This window comes from Streptomyces sp. NPDC003042, from assembly GCF_053591315.1.
Map to the genome: position 1 here is coordinate 160408 of NZ_JBSFTP010000005.1, position 16966 is coordinate 177373.

The following is a 16966-nucleotide window of genomic DNA, read 5'->3' on the forward strand; positions in this document are numbered from 1 at the left end:
CCGGGCGCGCCCCCCTTCGCGCTGGTCACCGACCTCAGGTGAGGTCGAACTCCCCGTCCCTGGCGCCCTTGACGAAGGCGTCCCACTCGGCCGCCGTGTAGCGCAGCACGGTGTCACGGTCCAGCGACGACCGCATGGCCACCGCACCCTCGGGCAGCTTGGCGATCTCGACCCGCTCTTCGTCGGGACTGGTCCCGGGCGGCCCCTGCCACTCGACGCCGCTGATGTCGAGCGCGTACAGCTCGTCCTTCTCCTGCTGGGTGCCCATGTGCGGCCCTTCCCTCGTCGTGCGGTGCTGCCCTGCTGTGTCTTCGCTGCCGATTATCTGCGGAACGGGGCGCCGGGTACCCGCTTTCTGACGGATCCGCCCGGCGGATCCGCCCGACGGGCCCCGGCCGCCCCCGGTCACATGCCCGGCATCCGGCCCAGCTGCACCAGCGACGTGCCCCGCCTGCGGGAGGCGTAGTAGCCGCGGCCCGGCGGCATCGGGCGCGGGCGGACGTTGCCGATCAGGTCGCCCTCGGACGGATCGCCGGACAGGACCACGCCCTGCGCGCCCAGCTCCTTGATCCGCTGCATGAACGGCTCGTACAGCGAGCGCGAGGCCCCCGCCGAGTTGCGCGCGATGATGAAGCGGACACCCGTGTCCCGCGCGAACGGCAGGAACTCCACCAGCGGCGCCAGCGGATTGCCCTGGCTGGTGGCGACGAGGTCGTAGTCGTCGATGACGATGAACACGTCCGGGCCGCTCCACCAGCTGCGGTCCCGCAGCTGTTGCGGCGTGACGTCCGTCGGCGGCTGGCGCCGGGAGAACACCCCGCTCAGCGCCTCCATGTGCATCTGCAGGGAGCTCGCCATCGGCGCGTACTCCAGCAGGTGTTCCTCCGGCAGCGCCCCGAGCAGGCCGCGCCGGTAGTCGCCGACCACCAGCTTGGCCTGGTCCGGGGTGTAGCGCTGCGCGATCTGCTGCGTGATGAGCCGCAGCAGGTTCGTCTTGCCCGACTCGCTCTCGCCGAAGACGAGGAAGAAGGGGTCCGACTCGAAGTCGACGAACACCGGCTCCAGATCGGTCTCGTCGATGCCGATCGCGATCCCGCGGCCCGGGAACTCCCCGCCCTTGGGCAGCTGATCGGAGTGCAGCAGCCGCGGCAGCAGGCGTACGCCCGGAGCCGAAGGCCCCGCCCAGCCCGCCTTGACCGCCGCCACGAAGGAGGCCGTGGCCTCGGACAGGTCCTCCGCGCTGTGCGAACCGTCGATCCGCGGCAGCGCCCCCAGGAAGTGCAGCTTCTCCGGCACCTGGCCCCGCCCCGGCATCCCCGTGGGGACGTTCGCCGCGACCCGCCGGTCGAACTCGGAGTCCATGACATCGCCGAGCCGCAGCTCCAGCCGGCTCAGCATCTGGTCCTTCAGCGCCGCCCGCACCTCCATGTACCGCGCCGCCGTGACCACCACGTGGATGCCGTATCCCAGCCCCCGGGACGCGATGTCCGTGACGACCGGCTCCAGGCCCTCGTACTCGCCCCGGAAACCGCCCCAGCCGTCGACGACCAGGAAGACGTCGCCCCACGCCTCGCCGGGCAGCTCGCCCGCCGCGCGCCGCCGCCGGTACGTGCCGATGGAGTCGATGCCGTTGGCGCGGAAGAACTCCTCGCGCCGGTTGAGGATGCCCCCCACCTCCGCGACCGTACGCCGCACCCGTTCCGGGTCGAGGCGCGAGGCGATCCCGCCCACGTGCGGCAGGTCCGCCACCGAGGACAGGCTGCCGCCGCCGAAGTCCAGCCCGTAGAACTGCACCTCGCGCGGGGTGTGCGTGAGCGCGAAGGAGGAGATCAGCGTCCGCATCAGCGTCGACTTGCCCGACTGCGGACCGCCGACCACCATCATGTGGCCCGCGGCCCCCGAGAAGTCCCGGTACAGCACCTCGCGCCGCTGCTCGAAGGGCTTGTCGATGAGGCCGAGCGGTACGACCAGCCCCCCGGGCCGCGTGTACCCCTCCGCGTGCAGTCCCCGCTCCGCCGAGGGCGCCAGCGCCGGCAGCAACTGGTCCAGCGGCGGCGCCTGGTCGAGCGGCGGCAGCCACACCTGGTGCGCCGGCACCCCCTGCCCCTCCAGCCGCCCCACGATCACGTCGAGCACGGTGTCCGCGAGCGCGTCGTCCCCCGGCGCCGCGGCCTGCGCCGCCAGGTACGCCGGGTCCGGAGCCGCGTACACCACCGGCACCGGAGCCGCCGTGAACAGCGCGGGCCGCCGCTCCAGCGGGAACAGCCCCACCGACAGGTCCGGCCCGCCCGAGCGGTAGGTGCCCGAGACGTACGCCGCCTTGAAGCGGGTCATCTCGTCCGTACCGAACTTCAGATAGCCCGAACCGGGCACCGACGGCAGGTGGTAGGCGTCCGGCACACCGATCGCCGTCCGCGACTCCGCCGCCGAGAAGGTCCGCAGACCGATCCGGTACGAGAGGTACGTGTCCAGCCCGCGCAGCTTGCCCTCCTCCAGCCGCTGCGAGGCGAGCAGCAGGTGGACACCCAGGGAGCGGCCGATGCGGCCGATCTGGATGAACATGTCGATGAAGTCCGGCTTCGCCGTCAGCAGTTCGCTGAACTCGTCGATGACCAGCACCAGCGAAGCCAGCGGTTCCAGCGGCGCACCGGCGGCGCGTGCCTTCTCGTAGTCGTGGATGTTCGCGTAGTTGCCCGCCGAACGCAGTAGCTCCTGCCGGCGCTGGAGCTCACCGCGGATGGAGTCGCCCATGCGGTCCACCAGCGTCAGGTCGTCCGCCAGGTTGGTGATGACCGCCGCCACGTGCGGCATCTGCCCCATGCCGGTGAAGGTCGCACCGCCCTTGAAGTCGGCGAGTACGAAGTTCAGCGTCTCCGAGGTGTGCGTGACCGCCAGACCCAGCACCAGCGTGCGCAGCAGCTCCGACTTGCCGGAACCGGTCGCGCCCACGCACAGGCCGTGCGGGCCCATGCCCTCCTGCGCGGCCTCCTTGAGGTCCAGCATGACCGGACCGCCGTCCTCGCCGACACCGATCGGCACGCGCAGCCGTTCACCGGCCGACCTCGGCCGCCAGGTCCGCGCCACGTCGACAGCGGCCGCGTCGCCCAGGTTCAGCAGGTCCGTGAAGTCCAGATTCGCCAGCAGCGGCTCGTCGTCGTCCCCGCCGCCCGTGCGCAACGGCGCCAGCTGCCGGGCGAGCGCCTCCGCCGCGGGCAGCGACAGCGTGTCCGGGGTGCCCTCGTACGCCACCCCCGCGCCCGATTCCAGGCGCAGCCGGCCCGGCCGCACCACGACCGACAGGCCGCCGCGCGGCTCGTCCAGCTCGCCCGCGACCACCTCGACGATCGTGACGCCCTGCAAGCCCTCGGCCGCCGCGAAGACGGAGTCCGGTGGCACCATGCCGCCGTCCAGTACGACGACCAGGTGCGGCTGGTCCAGCACGGGGGACACCTCGCGGCTGAACCGCGGCCTGCCCTCCAGCCGGGACCCGAGCAGCCCCTCCAACTCGGCCAGGTCATCCCCGAACAGCCGCTTCGTACCTGCACCGTCGACCTGCCCCGGTACCTGCGCGTGCGGCAGCCACTTCGTCCAGTCCCACGCCGGCACCGCCCCCGGCGCGGCCACCACGGCCACCATCAGGTCCTCGGGGGAGTGCAGCGTCGCCAACTGCGCCACCAGCGCCCGCGCCGTCCCGCGCGCCGACTCCGGCTCACCGGACACCGTCACGTGGTAGAACGCCCGGATCGACAGCGCCACCGGCAGCCCGTCCAGCGAGGAGTGGACCTTCAGGAACCGCTGCATCGCCCCCGCCGTCAGCGGCTCCAGCTCGTCCACCGGAGCCGTGTCCGGCGCCACCAGCGCCGTCGCCAGCCGCTGCGCGCCCAACCCCAGCCGGGCCTGCCCGAAGTCCGCGTCGCCGACGCGCCGCTCCCACAGCCGCGAGCCCTCGGCGACCACCGACCACAACTGCTCGGGCGCCGGGTGCAGATACAGCTGCGCGTCACGCTGCGCCCGCGCGGTCCTGCGTACCTGACGGCGGGTCTGCGCGAGGTACTTGAGATAGTCCCGGCGCACATCGGCCATTTGCCCCTGTGTACCGCGCCGGTGGCGCACCAGCTGGGCGATCACCATGCCCACCGTGGACACCAGCATCAGCACACCCATGATGCGCATGAACGGCGCCGCACCCGGCATGAAGAAGAAGACGACCGACGAACCCATGCCGAGCATCGGCAGGAGCTGCATCAGCATGCCCTCCTGCTGCCCCCGCGGAAGTTCCGGCGGAGCCTCCAGCCTCAGCTCGTCCGAAGGGACTTCGGGCGGCAGGGACCGGGGCGGGCGTTTGACGACGATCTGGCTCACCGGAGCATCAATCCCTCGAAAACGGACGGGACGTCGTAGCCGGCGCCCCCAAGTCCCGGGCGCTGGCGGGGGGCTCCTCGCCCGGGGGTGACCCCAGCGGTAGCCGGGGAGGTGATCCTACTTGCCGACAGTCGGGCACAGGCCCGGTAGGGTGGCGCGCGCAGCATGCGCATCCGCGAATCGGGCGTCGGCACGGGCGCCAACCAGGGGGGTCACACAGGTGAGTACGGCCGAGGCGACGGGCTTCTGCAGGGTCACCGTCGTGGCTCCCGACAGCCGGATCGACGTCGCCCTCCCCGAGGACATCGCCGTGGCCGACGTCTACCCCGAGCTGCTGCGCCTCACCGGCCAGACCCAGCCCGTCGGCGCCCCCACCGGCTTCCACCTCGTCCGCCGCTCCGGCGCCGTCCTCGACGGCGCCCGCACCCTCGCCGCCCAGCAGGTCCTCGACGGCGAGGTCCTCAGCCTGCGCCCCTTCGCCGAGTCCCTGCCGCCCGCCGTGTTCGACGACGTCTCCGACGCCGTCGCCTCGGCCGTCGTCCGCGACCGGCACCGCTGGAGCGACGACATGCTGCGCGGCGCGGGCCTGGCCGGCGCCGCCGTGCTGCTCGTCCTGCTCGGCTTCGTCCTCTGGTACGCCGACCCGATCCGCCACGACATGCACAGCCTGCCCGGGATCATCGCCGCGGCCGTCGGCGTGCTGCTCACCGCCGCCGCCGGAGTGCGCGCCCGGGTCTACCGCGACCGCGGCTCCGCCGTGGCCCTCGGCCTGGCCGCCCTCCCGCACCTCATGATCGCGGGCTCGGGCATCGTCGCCGCCGGCGCGGGCCAGGGTCCCGGACGCCTGCAGTTCCTGCTCGGCTGCGTCTGCGTCCTGGTGGCCTCCGTCGCCCTGGTCGCCCTCACCCCGCAGGGCGACGCCCCCTTCGTCGCGGCCACCTTCCTGGCCGCCACCGGCACCCTCGCCACCTTCGCGGCCATTGCCGCCGAGGCCTCCGCGACCGCCACCGCCGCCGTCTGCGCCCCCGTCGCCATCGGGCTCGTCGCCTTCCTCCCCGGCCTCTCCGCCCGCTTCGCCCGGCTGCCCATCGGGTACGCCGCCCCGCAGAGCGCCGTGGAGGATTACGAGACCCCGGACCGCTACGAGACCGCCGACCCGAACGACCCCGCCGGCTCCGACAGCCACGACCCGGGCACCCCGCTCGACGCCGAGCTGATCGCCGCCCAGGCCCGCCGCGGCCACGAGATGCTGCTCGGCCTGGTCGGCGGCTGCGCGGCCGTCGTCGTCGGCTCCGCCGCCGTCCTCGGTTTCTCCGACAACACCTGGGGCCGCCTGCTGGCCCTGGCCGCCGGCCTGGCGATGCTGCTGCGGGCCCGCCTCTTCCGCTACACCTCCCAGGTCGTGTGCGCCCTGGCCGCCGGCCTCGCCGCCGTCGGGCTGCTGATCCTCGGCCTCGCGCTCCACCCGCCCGTCGACCTGGTGCTGGAGCTGGCGCGCTACCACGACCGCGCCGGCCTGGACCTCCGTACGATCTGGCTCTCGGCCGCCGTCGCCGCCGGCGCCGCCCTCCTCGCGGGAATTGCGCTTGTCATCCCCCGCAAGGGCCTGTCACCCTTCTGGGGACGACTGCTCGACCTCACCGAGGCGGCAGTACTGCTCAGCCTGGTCCCGCTGACCCTGGCCGTGCTCGACGTCTACAGCAGGGCCCGCTCTCTCACGAGCTGAGACGGCGCGGCCCGGCACCCTGGTACGCTGTGTGACGGCCGTTTGTGTACGCGCCTCCGGAGACCTCTGGAGGCTGCGCTCAGCGGACCCCGCCTCCCGAGTTACGGAAGATCCCCAGAGAATTCGACCTGGGGCACTCGGTGGCATACGAAGACCTAAACGAGGAGTACGCGTGCCGCTTGACGCCGCTACGAAGAAGCAGATCATCACCGAGTTCGGTGCCAAGGAGGGCGACACCGGCTCCCCCGAGGTCCAGGTTGCGATGCTCTCCCGCCGCATCTCGGACCTGACCGAGCACCTCAAGACCCACAAGCACGACCACCACTCGCGTCGTGGTCTGCTGATCCTGGTCGGCCAGCGTCGCCGCCTGCTGCAGTACCTGGCCAAGAAGGACATCCAGCGCTTCCGTGCGCTGGTCGAGCGCCTCGGCATCCGTCGCGGTGCGGCCGGCGCCAAGTAAAGACGCTGTGAAGGGAGCGGAACCCCAGATGAGGGGGCCGCTCCCTTTGCTGTACGTGCGCGAGGTACCGGACGCTTTGTAGTCTGGGAGACAGCGCACAACCGAAGAGGAGGAGCGCCCTCCCTACGCCGCCGGTCCTCGGTAGTGGCATCCGGAAAGCCCCAGGAGGGCACAGAACCGGGTGCTTCGATCGAAGACCGGCCCGCACGCCAGGAGCGCTTCTCCGCAACCGTCCACCACCACACGGGTGGCGGACGGAGACGACGAAAATGGAGAAAACGCTAGTGGAGAACGAGACCCACTACGCCGAGGCCGTCATTGACAACGGTTCCTTCGGCACCCGCACCATCCGCTTCGAGACGGGCCGTCTGGCCCGCCAGGCCGCCGGCTCCGCCGTTGCCTACCTGGACGACGACACGATGGTGCTGTCGGCCACCACCGCGTCGAAGAAGCCCAAGGACCAGCTCGACTTCTTCCCCCTGACGGTCGACGTCGAAGAGCGCCAGTACGCGGCCGGCAAGATCCCCGGCTCGTTCTTCCGCCGTGAGGGCCGCCCCTCCGAGGACGCGATCCTCACCTGCCGCCTGATCGACCGCCCGCTGCGCCCGTCCTTCAAGAAGGGCCTGCGCAACGAGATCCAGGTCGTCGCCACGATCATGGCGCTCAACCCGGACCACCTGTACGACGTCGTCGCGATCAACGCCGCGTCCGCGTCCACCCAGCTGGCCGGCCTGCCCTTCTCCGGCCCGATCGGCGGCGTCCGCGTCGCGCTGATCCGCGGCCAGTGGGTCGCCTTCCCGACGCACACCGAGCTCGAGGACGCCGTCTTCGACATGGTCGTCGCGGGTCGCGTCCTGGACGACGGCGACGTCGCGATCATGATGGTCGAGGCCGAGGCCACCGAGAAGACCATCGCGCTCGTCAAGGGCGGCGCCGAGGCGCCGACCGAGGAGGTCGTGGCCTCCGGCCTCGACGCCGCGAAGCCCTTCATCAAGGTCCTCTGCAAGGCCCAGGCCGACCTCGCCGCCAAGGCCGCCAAGCCCGAGGGCGAGTTCCCGGTCTTCCTGGACTACCAGGACGACGTGTACGAGGCCCTCGCGGCCGCCGTCAAGGGCGAGCTCTCCCAGGCGCTGACCATCGCGGGCAAGCAGGACCGCGAGGCCGAGCTGGACCGCGTCAAGGACATCGCCGCCGACAAGCTCCTCCCGGCCTTCGAAGGCCGCGAGAAGGAGATCTCCGCCGCCTACCGCAGCCTGACCAAGGCCCTGGTGCGCGAGCGCGTCATCAAGGACAAGGTCCGCATCGACGGCCGCGGGCTCACGGACATCCGTACCCTCGCCGCCGAGGTCGAGGCCATCCCGCGCGTGCACGGCTCGGCGCTCTTCGAGCGTGGCGAGACCCAGATCCTGGGCGTCACCACCCTCAACATGCTCCGCATGGAGCAGCAGCTGGACACCCTCTCCCCGGTGACCCGCAAGCGCTACATGCACAACTACAACTTCCCGCCGTACTCCGTCGGCGAGACCGGCCGCGTCGGTTCGCCGAAGCGCCGCGAGATCGGCCACGGCGCGCTCGCCGAGCGCGCGATCGTGCCGGTCCTCCCGACCCGCGAGGAGTTCCCCTACGCGATCCGCCAGGTGTCCGAGGCCCTCGGCTCCAACGGTTCGACGTCCATGGGCTCGGTCTGCGCCTCCACCATGTCGCTGCTGAACGCCGGTGTGCCGCTCAAGGCCCCCGTCGCCGGTATCGCCATGGGCCTGATCTCCCAGGAGATCGACGGCAAGACGCACTACGTCGCCCTCACCGACATCCTCGGTGCGGAGGACGCCTTCGGCGACATGGACTTCAAGGTCGCCGGCACCAAGGAGTTCGTCACCGCCCTCCAGCTCGACACCAAGCTGGACGGCATCCCGGCCTCCGTCCTGGCCGCGGCCCTGACCCAGGCCCGCGACGCCCGCCTCCACATCCTCGACGTGATGATGGAAGCGATCGACACGCCGGACGAGATGTCCCCGAACGCCCCGCGGATCATCACCGTCAAGATCCCGGTGGACAAGATCGGTGAGGTCATCGGCCCCAAGGGCAAGATGATCAACCAGATCCAGGAGGACACCGGCGCCGAGATCACGATCGAGGACGACGGCACCATCTACATCGGTGCCTCCGACGGCCCGGCCGCCGAGGCCGCCCGCGCCACGATCAACGCGATCGCCAACCCGACCATGCCGGAGGTCGGCGAGCGCTACCTGGGTACGGTCGTCAAGACCACCACCTTCGGTGCCTTCGTCTCCCTCATGCCCGGCAAGGACGGCCTGCTGCACATCTCGCAGATCCGCAAGCTCGCCGGTGGCAAGCGCGTGGAGAACGTCGAGGACGTGCTCGCGGTCGGCACCAAGGTGCAGGTCGAGATCGCCGAGATCGACCAGCGCGGCAAGCTCTCCCTGATCCCCGTGATCGAGGGCGAGGCCGTCGACGCCAACGCCGACGCCGACAAGGACGACTCCGACAAGTGACGTCGCGTAGTTCCCGTGCAACGGCCCGCCCCTCTTCGGAGGGGCGGGCCGTCGCCCGTACCCAAACCCTCCTCAAGGGCAGCAACGGCATCGGCACCGTCCGGCGCACCGTGCTGCCCGGCGGGCTGCGCATCGTCACCGAGACGCTGCCCTCCGTCCGCTCCGCAACCTTCGGCATCTGGGCGAACGTCGGCTCCCGCGACGAGACGCCCACCCTGGGCGGCACCACCCACTACCTGGAGCACCTCCTCTTCAAGGGCACCGAGAAGCGCAGTGCCCTCGACATCTCCTCCGCCATAGACGCGGTCGGCGGCGAGATGAACGCCTTCACGGCGAAGGAGTACACCTGCTACTACGCCCGGGTGCTCGACACCGACCTGCCGCTGGCCATCGACGTGGTCTGCGACATGCTCACCGGCTCACTGATCCGCCAGGAGGACGTGGACGCCGAGCGCGGCGTCATCCTCGAAGAGATCGCGATGACCGAGGACGACCCCGGTGACTGCGTGCACGACCTGTTCGCGCAGACCATGTACGGGGACACGCCGCTGGGCCGCCCCGTCCTCGGCACCGTCGACACGATCAACGCCCTCGGCGCCGAACGGATCCGCCGCTTCTACAAGAAGCACTACGATCCGACCCGCCTCGTCGTCGCCGCGGCGGGCAACGTCGACCACGACAAGGTCGTCCGCCAGGTCCGCGCCGCCTTCGACAAGGCCGGCGCGCTGACCCGCACCGATGCCGAGCCGGTCGGCCCGCGCACCGGCACCAAGCGGATCCGCACCTCCGGCCGCGTCGACCACGTCGGCCGCAAGACCGAGCAGGCCCACGTGGTCCTCGGCATGCCCGGCCTGGCCCGCACCGACGACCGCCGCTGGGCCATGGGCGTACTGAACACCGCCCTCGGCGGAGGCATGTCCTCCCGCCTCTTCCAGGAGGTCCGGGAGAAGCGCGGCCTGGCCTACAGCGTGTACTCGTACACCTCGGCCTTCGCCGACACCGGGCTCTTCGGCGTCTACGCCGGCTGCCGGCCCAGCCAGGTCCACGACGTGCTGAAGATCTGCCGGGACGAGCTCGACAAGGTCGCCTCCGAAGGGCTCACCGACGAGGAGATCGGGCGGGCCATCGGCCAGCTCTCCGGCTCCACCGTCCTCGGCCTGGAGGACACCGGCGCGATCATGAACCGCATCGGCAAGAGCGAGCTGTGCTGGGGTGATCAGATGTCGGTCGACGACATGCTGGCCCACATCGCCGCGGTGACCCCGGACGACGTCCGCGCGGTCGCCCACGATGTACTGGCACAGCGGCCCTCGCTCGCGGTGATCGGCCCCCTGAAGGAGAAGCAGGCCGCCCGCCTCGACGAAGCGGTCGCCTAGCTGTACGAGTCCGTACGCATTCCAGTCTGTACGCAGGTAAGGACATCAGATGAGCAAGCTGCGCGTGGCAGTCCTCGGCGCCCAGGGCCGCATCGGCTCCGAAGCGGTCAAGGCGGTCGAGGCCGCGGAGGACATGGAACTGGTCGCGGCGCTCGGCCGCGGCGACAAGCTGGAGGCGCTGGCCGAGGCCGGCGCCCAGGTCGCGGTCGAGCTGACCACACCGGCCTCGGTGATGGGGAACCTGGACTTCCTCATCCGCCACGGCATCCATGGAGTGGTCGGCACCACCGGCTGGACCGAGGACCGCCTCGCGCAGCTGAACACCTGGCTGGACGGCTCACCGCAGACCGGGGTGCTCATCGCCCCGAACTTCTCCATCGGCGCCGTCCTCACCATGAAGTTCGCGGTCCAGGCCGCCCGCTACTTCGAGTCCGTCGAGGTCGTCGAGCTGCACCACCCGCGCAAGGTCGACGCCCCCTCCGGTACGGCGACCCGCACGGCGCAGCTCATCGCGGCCGCCCGCGCCGAGGCCGGTCTCGGCGCCCAGCCCGACGCCACCACCACCGCACTCGACGGCGCCCGCGGCGCCGACGTCGACGGAGTCCCGGTGCACGCCATCCGCCTGCGCGGCCTGCTGGCCCACCAGGAGGTGCTGCTCGGCGGTGAGGGCGAGACCCTGACCATCCGTCACGACTCCCTGCACCACAGCAGCTTCATGCCGGGCATCCTGCTCGGCGCGCGCCGCGTGACGCAGACCCCGGGCCTCACCTTCGGCCTGGAACACTTCCTCGACCTGGGCTGAGCGACCACCATGCGCGCGAAGATCACGTACTTCCTCACGGCCGCCGTCCTGGTCGTCTACTTCGTCCTGGCCGGCAGCCGCGGCCTGATCCTGATCCGGCAGGGCACCTGGCTCACCGTCACCTTCGGTGTCACCGTGCTGATCCTGCCGGTCATCGGCATCTGGTTCCTGTGGAAGAACACCCGGTTCGTCACCAAGGCCAACCAGCTCGGAGCCGAGCTGGAGGCCGAGGGCGGGCTGCCCGTCGACGAGCTGGAGCGGGACCAGTACGGCCGGATCCTGCGGGACTCCGCCGACGAGGTCTTCGCGCGCCGCAGGGCCGAGACCGAGGACGCGCCGGGGGACTGGCGCAGCTGGTTCCGCCTCGCCGTGGCCTACCACGACGCCCGCGACACCCCGCGGGCCCGCAAGGCCATGCAGCGGGCCATCGCCCTCCACGGAGCGGTCACCGCGCCCGCGGACCAGGGGCCCGCACCACGGGGCCCGGTACAGGAAGGGCCCGTACAGGTCTGATCCCCGTACGGGCCTTCCGCGCGCGTGCGACGCCCGTCAGGCGGGCACGGCCCGGTACTCCGCGGCCCAGGCCTCCAACGAGCCGGCGGCCCGGTCGAAGGCCTCGCCACGGGCCAGGAAGTCGGCGCTGTGGTCGGTCAGCAGGACCGGCAGACCGCCCCCGACGCGTCCGGTCACCGTCAGCGCCTGCCCCTGCACGGTCCTCGGCAGCCCCAGCCAGCGCACCGGCTGCTGGACCGTCCGGATCGAGTCGACCTCGCTCCAGGCGATCGAGCGGGTCCTGAAGAACCCGACCCGGCGCAGCCCGGCAGGGCTCACCCAGACACCCGTACGCAGTATCCGCAGCGCCGAGCCGACCACGACGAGCGAGGCGGCCAGGCCGACACCTGCCCCGGCCCAGGTGCCCGCGAAGGCGATGATCATCGTGGCCAGCAGCATGAACGCGGACAGCAGGAGCAGCAGCGCCGCGCCCGCCACCCGCCAGGGGCCGGGGCGGTAGGGCCGCCGCCATCGTCCGGGATCGGCGTGCGGGAGGGCTTCGTCCTCGTGTGCGTCGAACACGCCGTCGGCCGTCAGGAAGGGCAGGGGCACGGCAGGACCTCACTCACATGCACGTTCGGTTGGGCTGTGCCCGTGAGGCTACCGCCCCTCGGAGGCCTCCGACTGCTGTGCCTTCTCGTTCGCCTTGTACGGCTGCAGCGCGGGCATCCCGAAGAGCAGCGAGCCGACGAGCCCGGCGACCACGGTCAGGCCGACCAGACTACGGGCGGCGATCTGGGTCTTGCTCAGACTCTCGCGCGGCGGCGGAGTGACGTTGCTGCGGAATCGGTCGGCCTCGGCGACGAAGGCGAACGGTACGGGTTCGCGCCGGCTGGACATCGGGAGCGACTCTCCTCACGGTCAGGGCCCTGGGGCGGCGGTGGCAGGCGGGCCGCGTTCTGCTCTGTAGGACGTACGGACGGGCCGATCGGTGCCTGATTTCGGGACATTGACGAGAATTCACGGCGCTCCGTCAGTTGTACGGGTGCTCTCGCGGCCCCCGGCGCCTGCGCGGGGAGCTCCGGGGAGCGCCGTAGAGTGGGCGCGCCCCAGGTAAGACCCGTTCGGAAGGACCCCGTGTGAGCGAGACCGCTTCAGACCTGAAACCCAGCTTCCGCAGTGATGTGACGGTGGAGCTGGTCAAGCACTCCGCCGCCGACTCCGACGTGCTGTGGGCCGCTCGGGTCTCCACGGCCGGCGAGCAGTCCCTGGAAGAGCTCCAGAAGGATCCGGAGCGCTCCAAGGGCCTCATCAACTACCTGATGCGGGACCGCCACGGCAGCCCCTTCGAGCACAACTCGATGACCTTCTTCATCAGCGCCCCGATCTTCGTGTTCCGCGAGTTCATGCGGCACCGCGTGGGCTGGTCCTACAACGAGGAATCCGGCCGCTACAGGGAGCTGGAGCCGGTCTTCTACGTCCCGGACGCCGAGCGCAAGCTCGTCCAGGAGGGCCGCCCGGGCAAGTACGTGTTCGTCGAGGGCACCGGGGCGCAGCAGGAGCTGACGGGCCGGGTCATGGAGGCCTCGTACCGCCAGGCCTACCAGGCCTATCAGGAGATGCTCGCGGCGGGCGTGGCCCGGGAGGTCGCCCGTTCGGTCCTGCCGGTCGGTCTTTTCTCGTCGATGTACGCCACGTGCAACGCGCGCTCCCTCATGCACTTCCTCGGCCTGCGCACCCAGCACGAGCTGGCGGCGGTTCCGTCCTTCCCGCAGCGGGAGATCGAGATGGTCGGCGAGAAGATGGAGCAGCACTGGGCGCGGCTCATGCCGCTGACGTACGCGGCCTTCAACGCCAACGGCCGCGTTGCCCCGTAAGGTCTGACGCACGCGCGGCGTACACATGTGCGGAAATAAGTCCCAAGTGTCCGTATTGCGGCGTTTCGTAAAGTTCATCTAGGCTGATCAAACGGACCCGGCACTGCTTGAACCCCCGAGCAGGCAGTGCCGGGCTCCCACACCCTGTTGACGTCCCCCGAGGGGACAAGGCGAGCGTGGCAGCGAGTAGCGTGTTACCCATGGCTCCGATCTCGACTCCGCAGACCCCCTTCGGGCGGGTCCTCACCGCCATGATCACGCCGTTCACGGCGGATGGCGCACTCGACCTCGACGGCGCGCAGCAGCTCGCCGTCCACCTGGTGGACGCAGGCAACGACGGCCTGATCATCAACGGCACCACCGGTGAGTCGCCGACGACCACCGACGCGGAGAAAAACGACCTCGTACGAGCCGTACTCGAAGCGGTCGGCGACCGCGCCCACGTCGTCGCCGGCATCGGCACCAACGACACCCGCCACACCCTCGAACTGGCACGCCAGGCGGAGCGCACCGGCGCCCACGGCCTGCTCGCGGTGACCCCGTACTACAGCAAGCCGCCGCAGGAGGGCCTCTTCCGGCACTTCACGGCCATCGCCGACGCCACCGGGCTGCCGGTCATGCTCTACGACATCCCGGGCCGCAGCGGTGTCGCGATCGACACCGAAACCCTGGTCCGGCTGGCGGAGCACCCCCGTATCGTGGCCAACAAGGACGCCAAGGGTGACCTCGGCCGCTCCAGCTGGGCCATCGCCCGGAGCGGCCTGGCCTGGTACTCCGGCGACGACATGCTGAACCTGCCGCTCCTGTCGGTCGGCGCGGCGGGCTTCGTCTCGGTGGTCGGCCACGTGGTCACCCCCGAGCTGCGCGCGATGCTCGAGGCCCACCTCGGCGGCGACGTACAGAAGGCCACCGAGATCCATCAGAAGCTGCTCCCCGTCTTCACCGGCATGTTCCGCACCCAGGGCGTCATGACGACCAAGGCCGCGCTGAACCTGCGGGGCCTGCCCGCGGGCCCGCTGCGACTCCCGCTGATCGAGCTGACGGCCGAAGAGACGGCCCAGCTCAAGATCGATCTTGCCGCCGGCGGGGTACAGCTCTGACACCAGACTTCACAACTGAATAACAAGAAGAACAACAAAAACAGACAACAACACGTGCACGAATGACATGCGCGCCATGTGCCTCAAGGGGTGGGTGGCGCGCGTGGTGAAGGAGCAACTTTTGAGCCATCCGCACCCCGAACTGGGCCCGCCGCCGAAGCTTCCGAAGGGCGGCCTCCGGGTCACCCCGCTGGGAGGGCTCGGCGAGATCGGCCGGAACATGACCGTCTTCGAGTACGACGGCCGGCTGCTGATCGTCGACTGCGGTGTCCTCTTCCCCGAAGAGGAGCAGCCGGGCATCGACCTGATCCTGCCGGACTTCACGTCCATCCGGGATCGCCTCGACGACATCGAGGGCATCGTCCTCACCCACGGCCACGAGGACCACATCGGCGCCGTCCCGTTCCTCCTCCGGGAGAAGCCGGACATCCCGCTGATCGGCTCCAAGCTGACGCTGGCGCTCATCGAGGCCAAGCTCCAGGAGCACCGCATCCGCCCCTACACCCTCGAGGTGAAGGAAGGCGAGCGCGAGAACCTGGGCCCCTTCGACTGCGAGTTCATCGCCGTCAACCACTCCATCCCGGACGCGCTGGCCGTGGCCATCCGCACCGGCGCCGGCATGGTCGTGTGCACCGGTGACTTCAAGATGGACCAGCTGCCGCTGGACAACCGCCTCACCGACCTGCACGCCTTCGCGCGTCTGAGCGAAGAAGGCATCGACCTTCTCCTCTCCGACTCGACGAACGCCGAGGTCCCGGGCTTCGTCCCGCCCGAGCGCGAAATCTCGAACGTCCTGCGCACGGTGTTCGCGAACGCCAACAACCGGATCATCGTGGCCAGCTTCGCCAGCCACGTGCACCGCATCCAGCAGATCCTCGACGCCGCCCACGAGTACGGCCGCAGGGTCGCCTTCGTCGGCCGCTCGATGGTCCGCAACATGGGCATCGCCCGTGACCTGGGCTACCTGAAGGTCCCGGCCGGCCTCGTCGTGGACGTCAAGACCCTCGACGACCTGCCGGCCCACGAGGTCGTCCTGGTCTGCACGGGCTCCCAGGGCGAGCCGATGGCGGCCCTGTCGCGCATGGCCAACCGCGACCACCAGATCCGGATCGTCCCCGGCGACACCGTGATCCTGGCGTCGTCCCTGATCCCGGGCAACGAGAACGCGGTCTACCGCGTGATCAACGGCCTGACCCGCTGGGGCGCCAACGTGGTCCACAAGGGCAACGCGAAGGTGCACGTCTCGGGCCACGCATCCGCGGGCGAGCTGCTGTACTTCTACAACATCTGCAAGCCGCGCAACCTCATGCCGGTCCACGGCGAATGGCGCCACCTGCGCGCCAACGCCGAGCTCGGTGCCATGACGGGCGTCCCGAAGGACCGCATCGTCATCGCCGAGGACGGCGTGGTCGTCGACCTGATCGACGGCAAGGCCCGCATCTCCGGCAAGGTCCAGGCCGGCTACGTGTACGTGGACGGCCTCTCGGTCGGCGACGTCACGGAAGTCCACCTCAAGGACCGCCGCATCCTGGGCGAAGAGGGCATCATCTCGGTCTACGTGGTGGTGGACAGCTCGACCGGCAAGGTCGTCAGCGGCCCGAACATCCAGGCCCGCGGCTCCGGCATCGAGGACTCGGCGTTCACCTCGGTCCTCCCGAAGATCGAGGAAGCCATCGCCCGCGCCGCGGCCGACGGCGTGGCCGAGCCGCACCAGATCCAGCAGCTCATCCGCCGCACGATGGGCAAGTGGGTCTCGGACGGCTACCGCCGCCGCCCGATGATCCTCCCGGTCGTCGTCGAGGTCTGACCTCGCGCGTAGCGACACGACGGGAGCGGGGCAACCGGATTTGCGTCCGGGGGCCCCGCTCCAGTACGTTTACGTCTCCACTCGCACGACACCCCGGCACACACGTGTGTCCGGACGGGTTGTGCGGGCGGGTGGGAATCAGCACTCAGGGAGACCTGATAAAGTCTGATCCACCCGAAAGGGAAAGGCCCTCCGAAGGCCATTGGAATTCGAATCCAGCTGACTGCGACTTTCGAGAAGCGGACACGGAAGAGAATCTGATAGAGTCGGACTCGCCGGAAAGGGAAAACGCGAAAGCGAAGCACCTGGAAAGCGCCGAGGAAATCGGACACGAAAGAGTCTGATAGAGTCGGAAGCGCAAGAACAGAACAGAACGAAAGCCCGGAGGAAAACCCGCGAGGGTGAGTACAAAGGAAGCGTCCGTTCCTTGAGAACTCAACAGCGTGCCAAA

The 16966-nt window shown here is 70.3% G+C and carries 13 protein-coding genes; 9 read left to right on the top strand and 4 right to left on the bottom strand.

Going from position 1 to position 16966, the window contains the following annotated elements; all coding sequences use genetic code 11:
• Positions 1 to 34 precede the first annotated feature (34 nt).
• Complete coding sequence (locus ACWDYJ_RS04840; protein ID WP_451564025.1) at positions 35 to 268, bottom strand: DUF397 domain-containing protein; 234 nt, start codon at positions 266 to 268, stop codon at positions 35 to 37.
• Between the two features lie 137 nt (positions 269 to 405).
• Positions 406 to 4362: a type VII secretion protein EccCa gene (gene eccCa / locus ACWDYJ_RS04845; protein ID WP_451564026.1), complete on the bottom strand. Its 3957-nt coding sequence runs from the start codon at positions 4360 to 4362 to the stop codon at positions 406 to 408.
• A gap of 220 nt (positions 4363 to 4582) precedes the next feature.
• On the opposite strand from eccCa, the gene eccD reads away from it, so the two are divergent.
• The 6 genes from eccD (at position 4583) to ACWDYJ_RS04875 (ending at position 11752) form a co-directional block, all read left to right on the top strand.
• Positions 4583 to 6088 carry a type VII secretion integral membrane protein EccD gene (eccD, locus tag ACWDYJ_RS04850; RefSeq protein ID WP_451564027.1) on the top strand — a complete coding sequence of 502 codons (1506 nt, stop codon included), beginning with the start codon at positions 4583 to 4585 and terminating at the stop codon, positions 6086 to 6088.
• 172 nt (positions 6089 to 6260) lie between these two features.
• Positions 6261 to 6548, top strand: coding sequence for a 30S ribosomal protein S15 (gene rpsO / locus ACWDYJ_RS04855; RefSeq protein WP_030718724.1), 288 nt, complete (start codon positions 6261 to 6263; stop codon positions 6546 to 6548).
• A 284-nt stretch (positions 6549 to 6832) separates the two neighbouring features.
• Complete coding sequence (locus tag ACWDYJ_RS04860) at positions 6833 to 9061, top strand: polyribonucleotide nucleotidyltransferase (RefSeq protein WP_451564041.1); 2229 nt, start codon at positions 6833 to 6835, stop codon at positions 9059 to 9061.
• Complete coding sequence (locus tag ACWDYJ_RS04865; protein WP_451564028.1) at positions 9058 to 10437, top strand: M16 family metallopeptidase; 1380 nt, start codon at positions 9058 to 9060, stop codon at positions 10435 to 10437. Before ACWDYJ_RS04860 ends, ACWDYJ_RS04865 begins: the two co-directional genes overlap by 4 nt.
• 49 nt (positions 10438 to 10486) lie before the next feature.
• Positions 10487 to 11239: a 4-hydroxy-tetrahydrodipicolinate reductase gene (dapB, locus tag ACWDYJ_RS04870; RefSeq protein ID WP_451564029.1), complete on the top strand. Its 753-nt coding sequence runs from the start codon at positions 10487 to 10489 to the stop codon at positions 11237 to 11239.
• A gap of 9 nt (positions 11240 to 11248) precedes the next feature.
• Positions 11249 to 11752, top strand: coding sequence for a hypothetical protein (locus ACWDYJ_RS04875; RefSeq protein ID WP_451564030.1), 504 nt, complete (start codon positions 11249 to 11251; stop codon positions 11750 to 11752).
• A gap of 36 nt (positions 11753 to 11788) precedes the next feature.
• Here ACWDYJ_RS04875 and ACWDYJ_RS04880 read toward each other — a convergent pair whose 3' ends face one another.
• Positions 11789 to 12343, bottom strand: coding sequence for a PH domain-containing protein (locus ACWDYJ_RS04880; RefSeq protein WP_451564031.1), 555 nt, complete (start codon positions 12341 to 12343; stop codon positions 11789 to 11791).
• A 48-nt stretch (positions 12344 to 12391) separates the two neighbouring features.
• Positions 12392 to 12631, bottom strand: a complete 240-nt coding sequence (locus ACWDYJ_RS04885; RefSeq protein ID WP_451564032.1) for a hypothetical protein — start codon at positions 12629 to 12631, stop codon at positions 12392 to 12394.
• Between the two features lie 239 nt (positions 12632 to 12870).
• Here ACWDYJ_RS04885 and thyX point away from each other — a divergent pair, with 239 nt between their 5' ends.
• From thyX to ACWDYJ_RS04900, 3 genes are all read left to right on the top strand, one after another.
• Positions 12871 to 13608 carry an FAD-dependent thymidylate synthase gene (gene thyX, locus ACWDYJ_RS04890; protein WP_451564033.1) on the top strand — a complete coding sequence of 246 codons (738 nt, stop codon included), beginning with the start codon at positions 12871 to 12873 and terminating at the stop codon, positions 13606 to 13608.
• Between the two features lie 200 nt (positions 13609 to 13808).
• Positions 13809 to 14708 carry a 4-hydroxy-tetrahydrodipicolinate synthase gene (dapA, locus tag ACWDYJ_RS04895; RefSeq protein ID WP_451564034.1) on the top strand — a complete coding sequence of 300 codons (900 nt, stop codon included), beginning with the start codon at positions 13809 to 13811 and terminating at the stop codon, positions 14706 to 14708.
• A 121-nt stretch (positions 14709 to 14829) separates the two neighbouring features.
• A complete protein-coding gene (locus tag ACWDYJ_RS04900; RefSeq protein ID WP_451564035.1) occupies positions 14830 to 16515 on the top strand; it encodes a ribonuclease J in 1686 nt (561 codons plus the stop codon).
• Positions 16516 to 16966 lie beyond the last annotated feature (451 nt).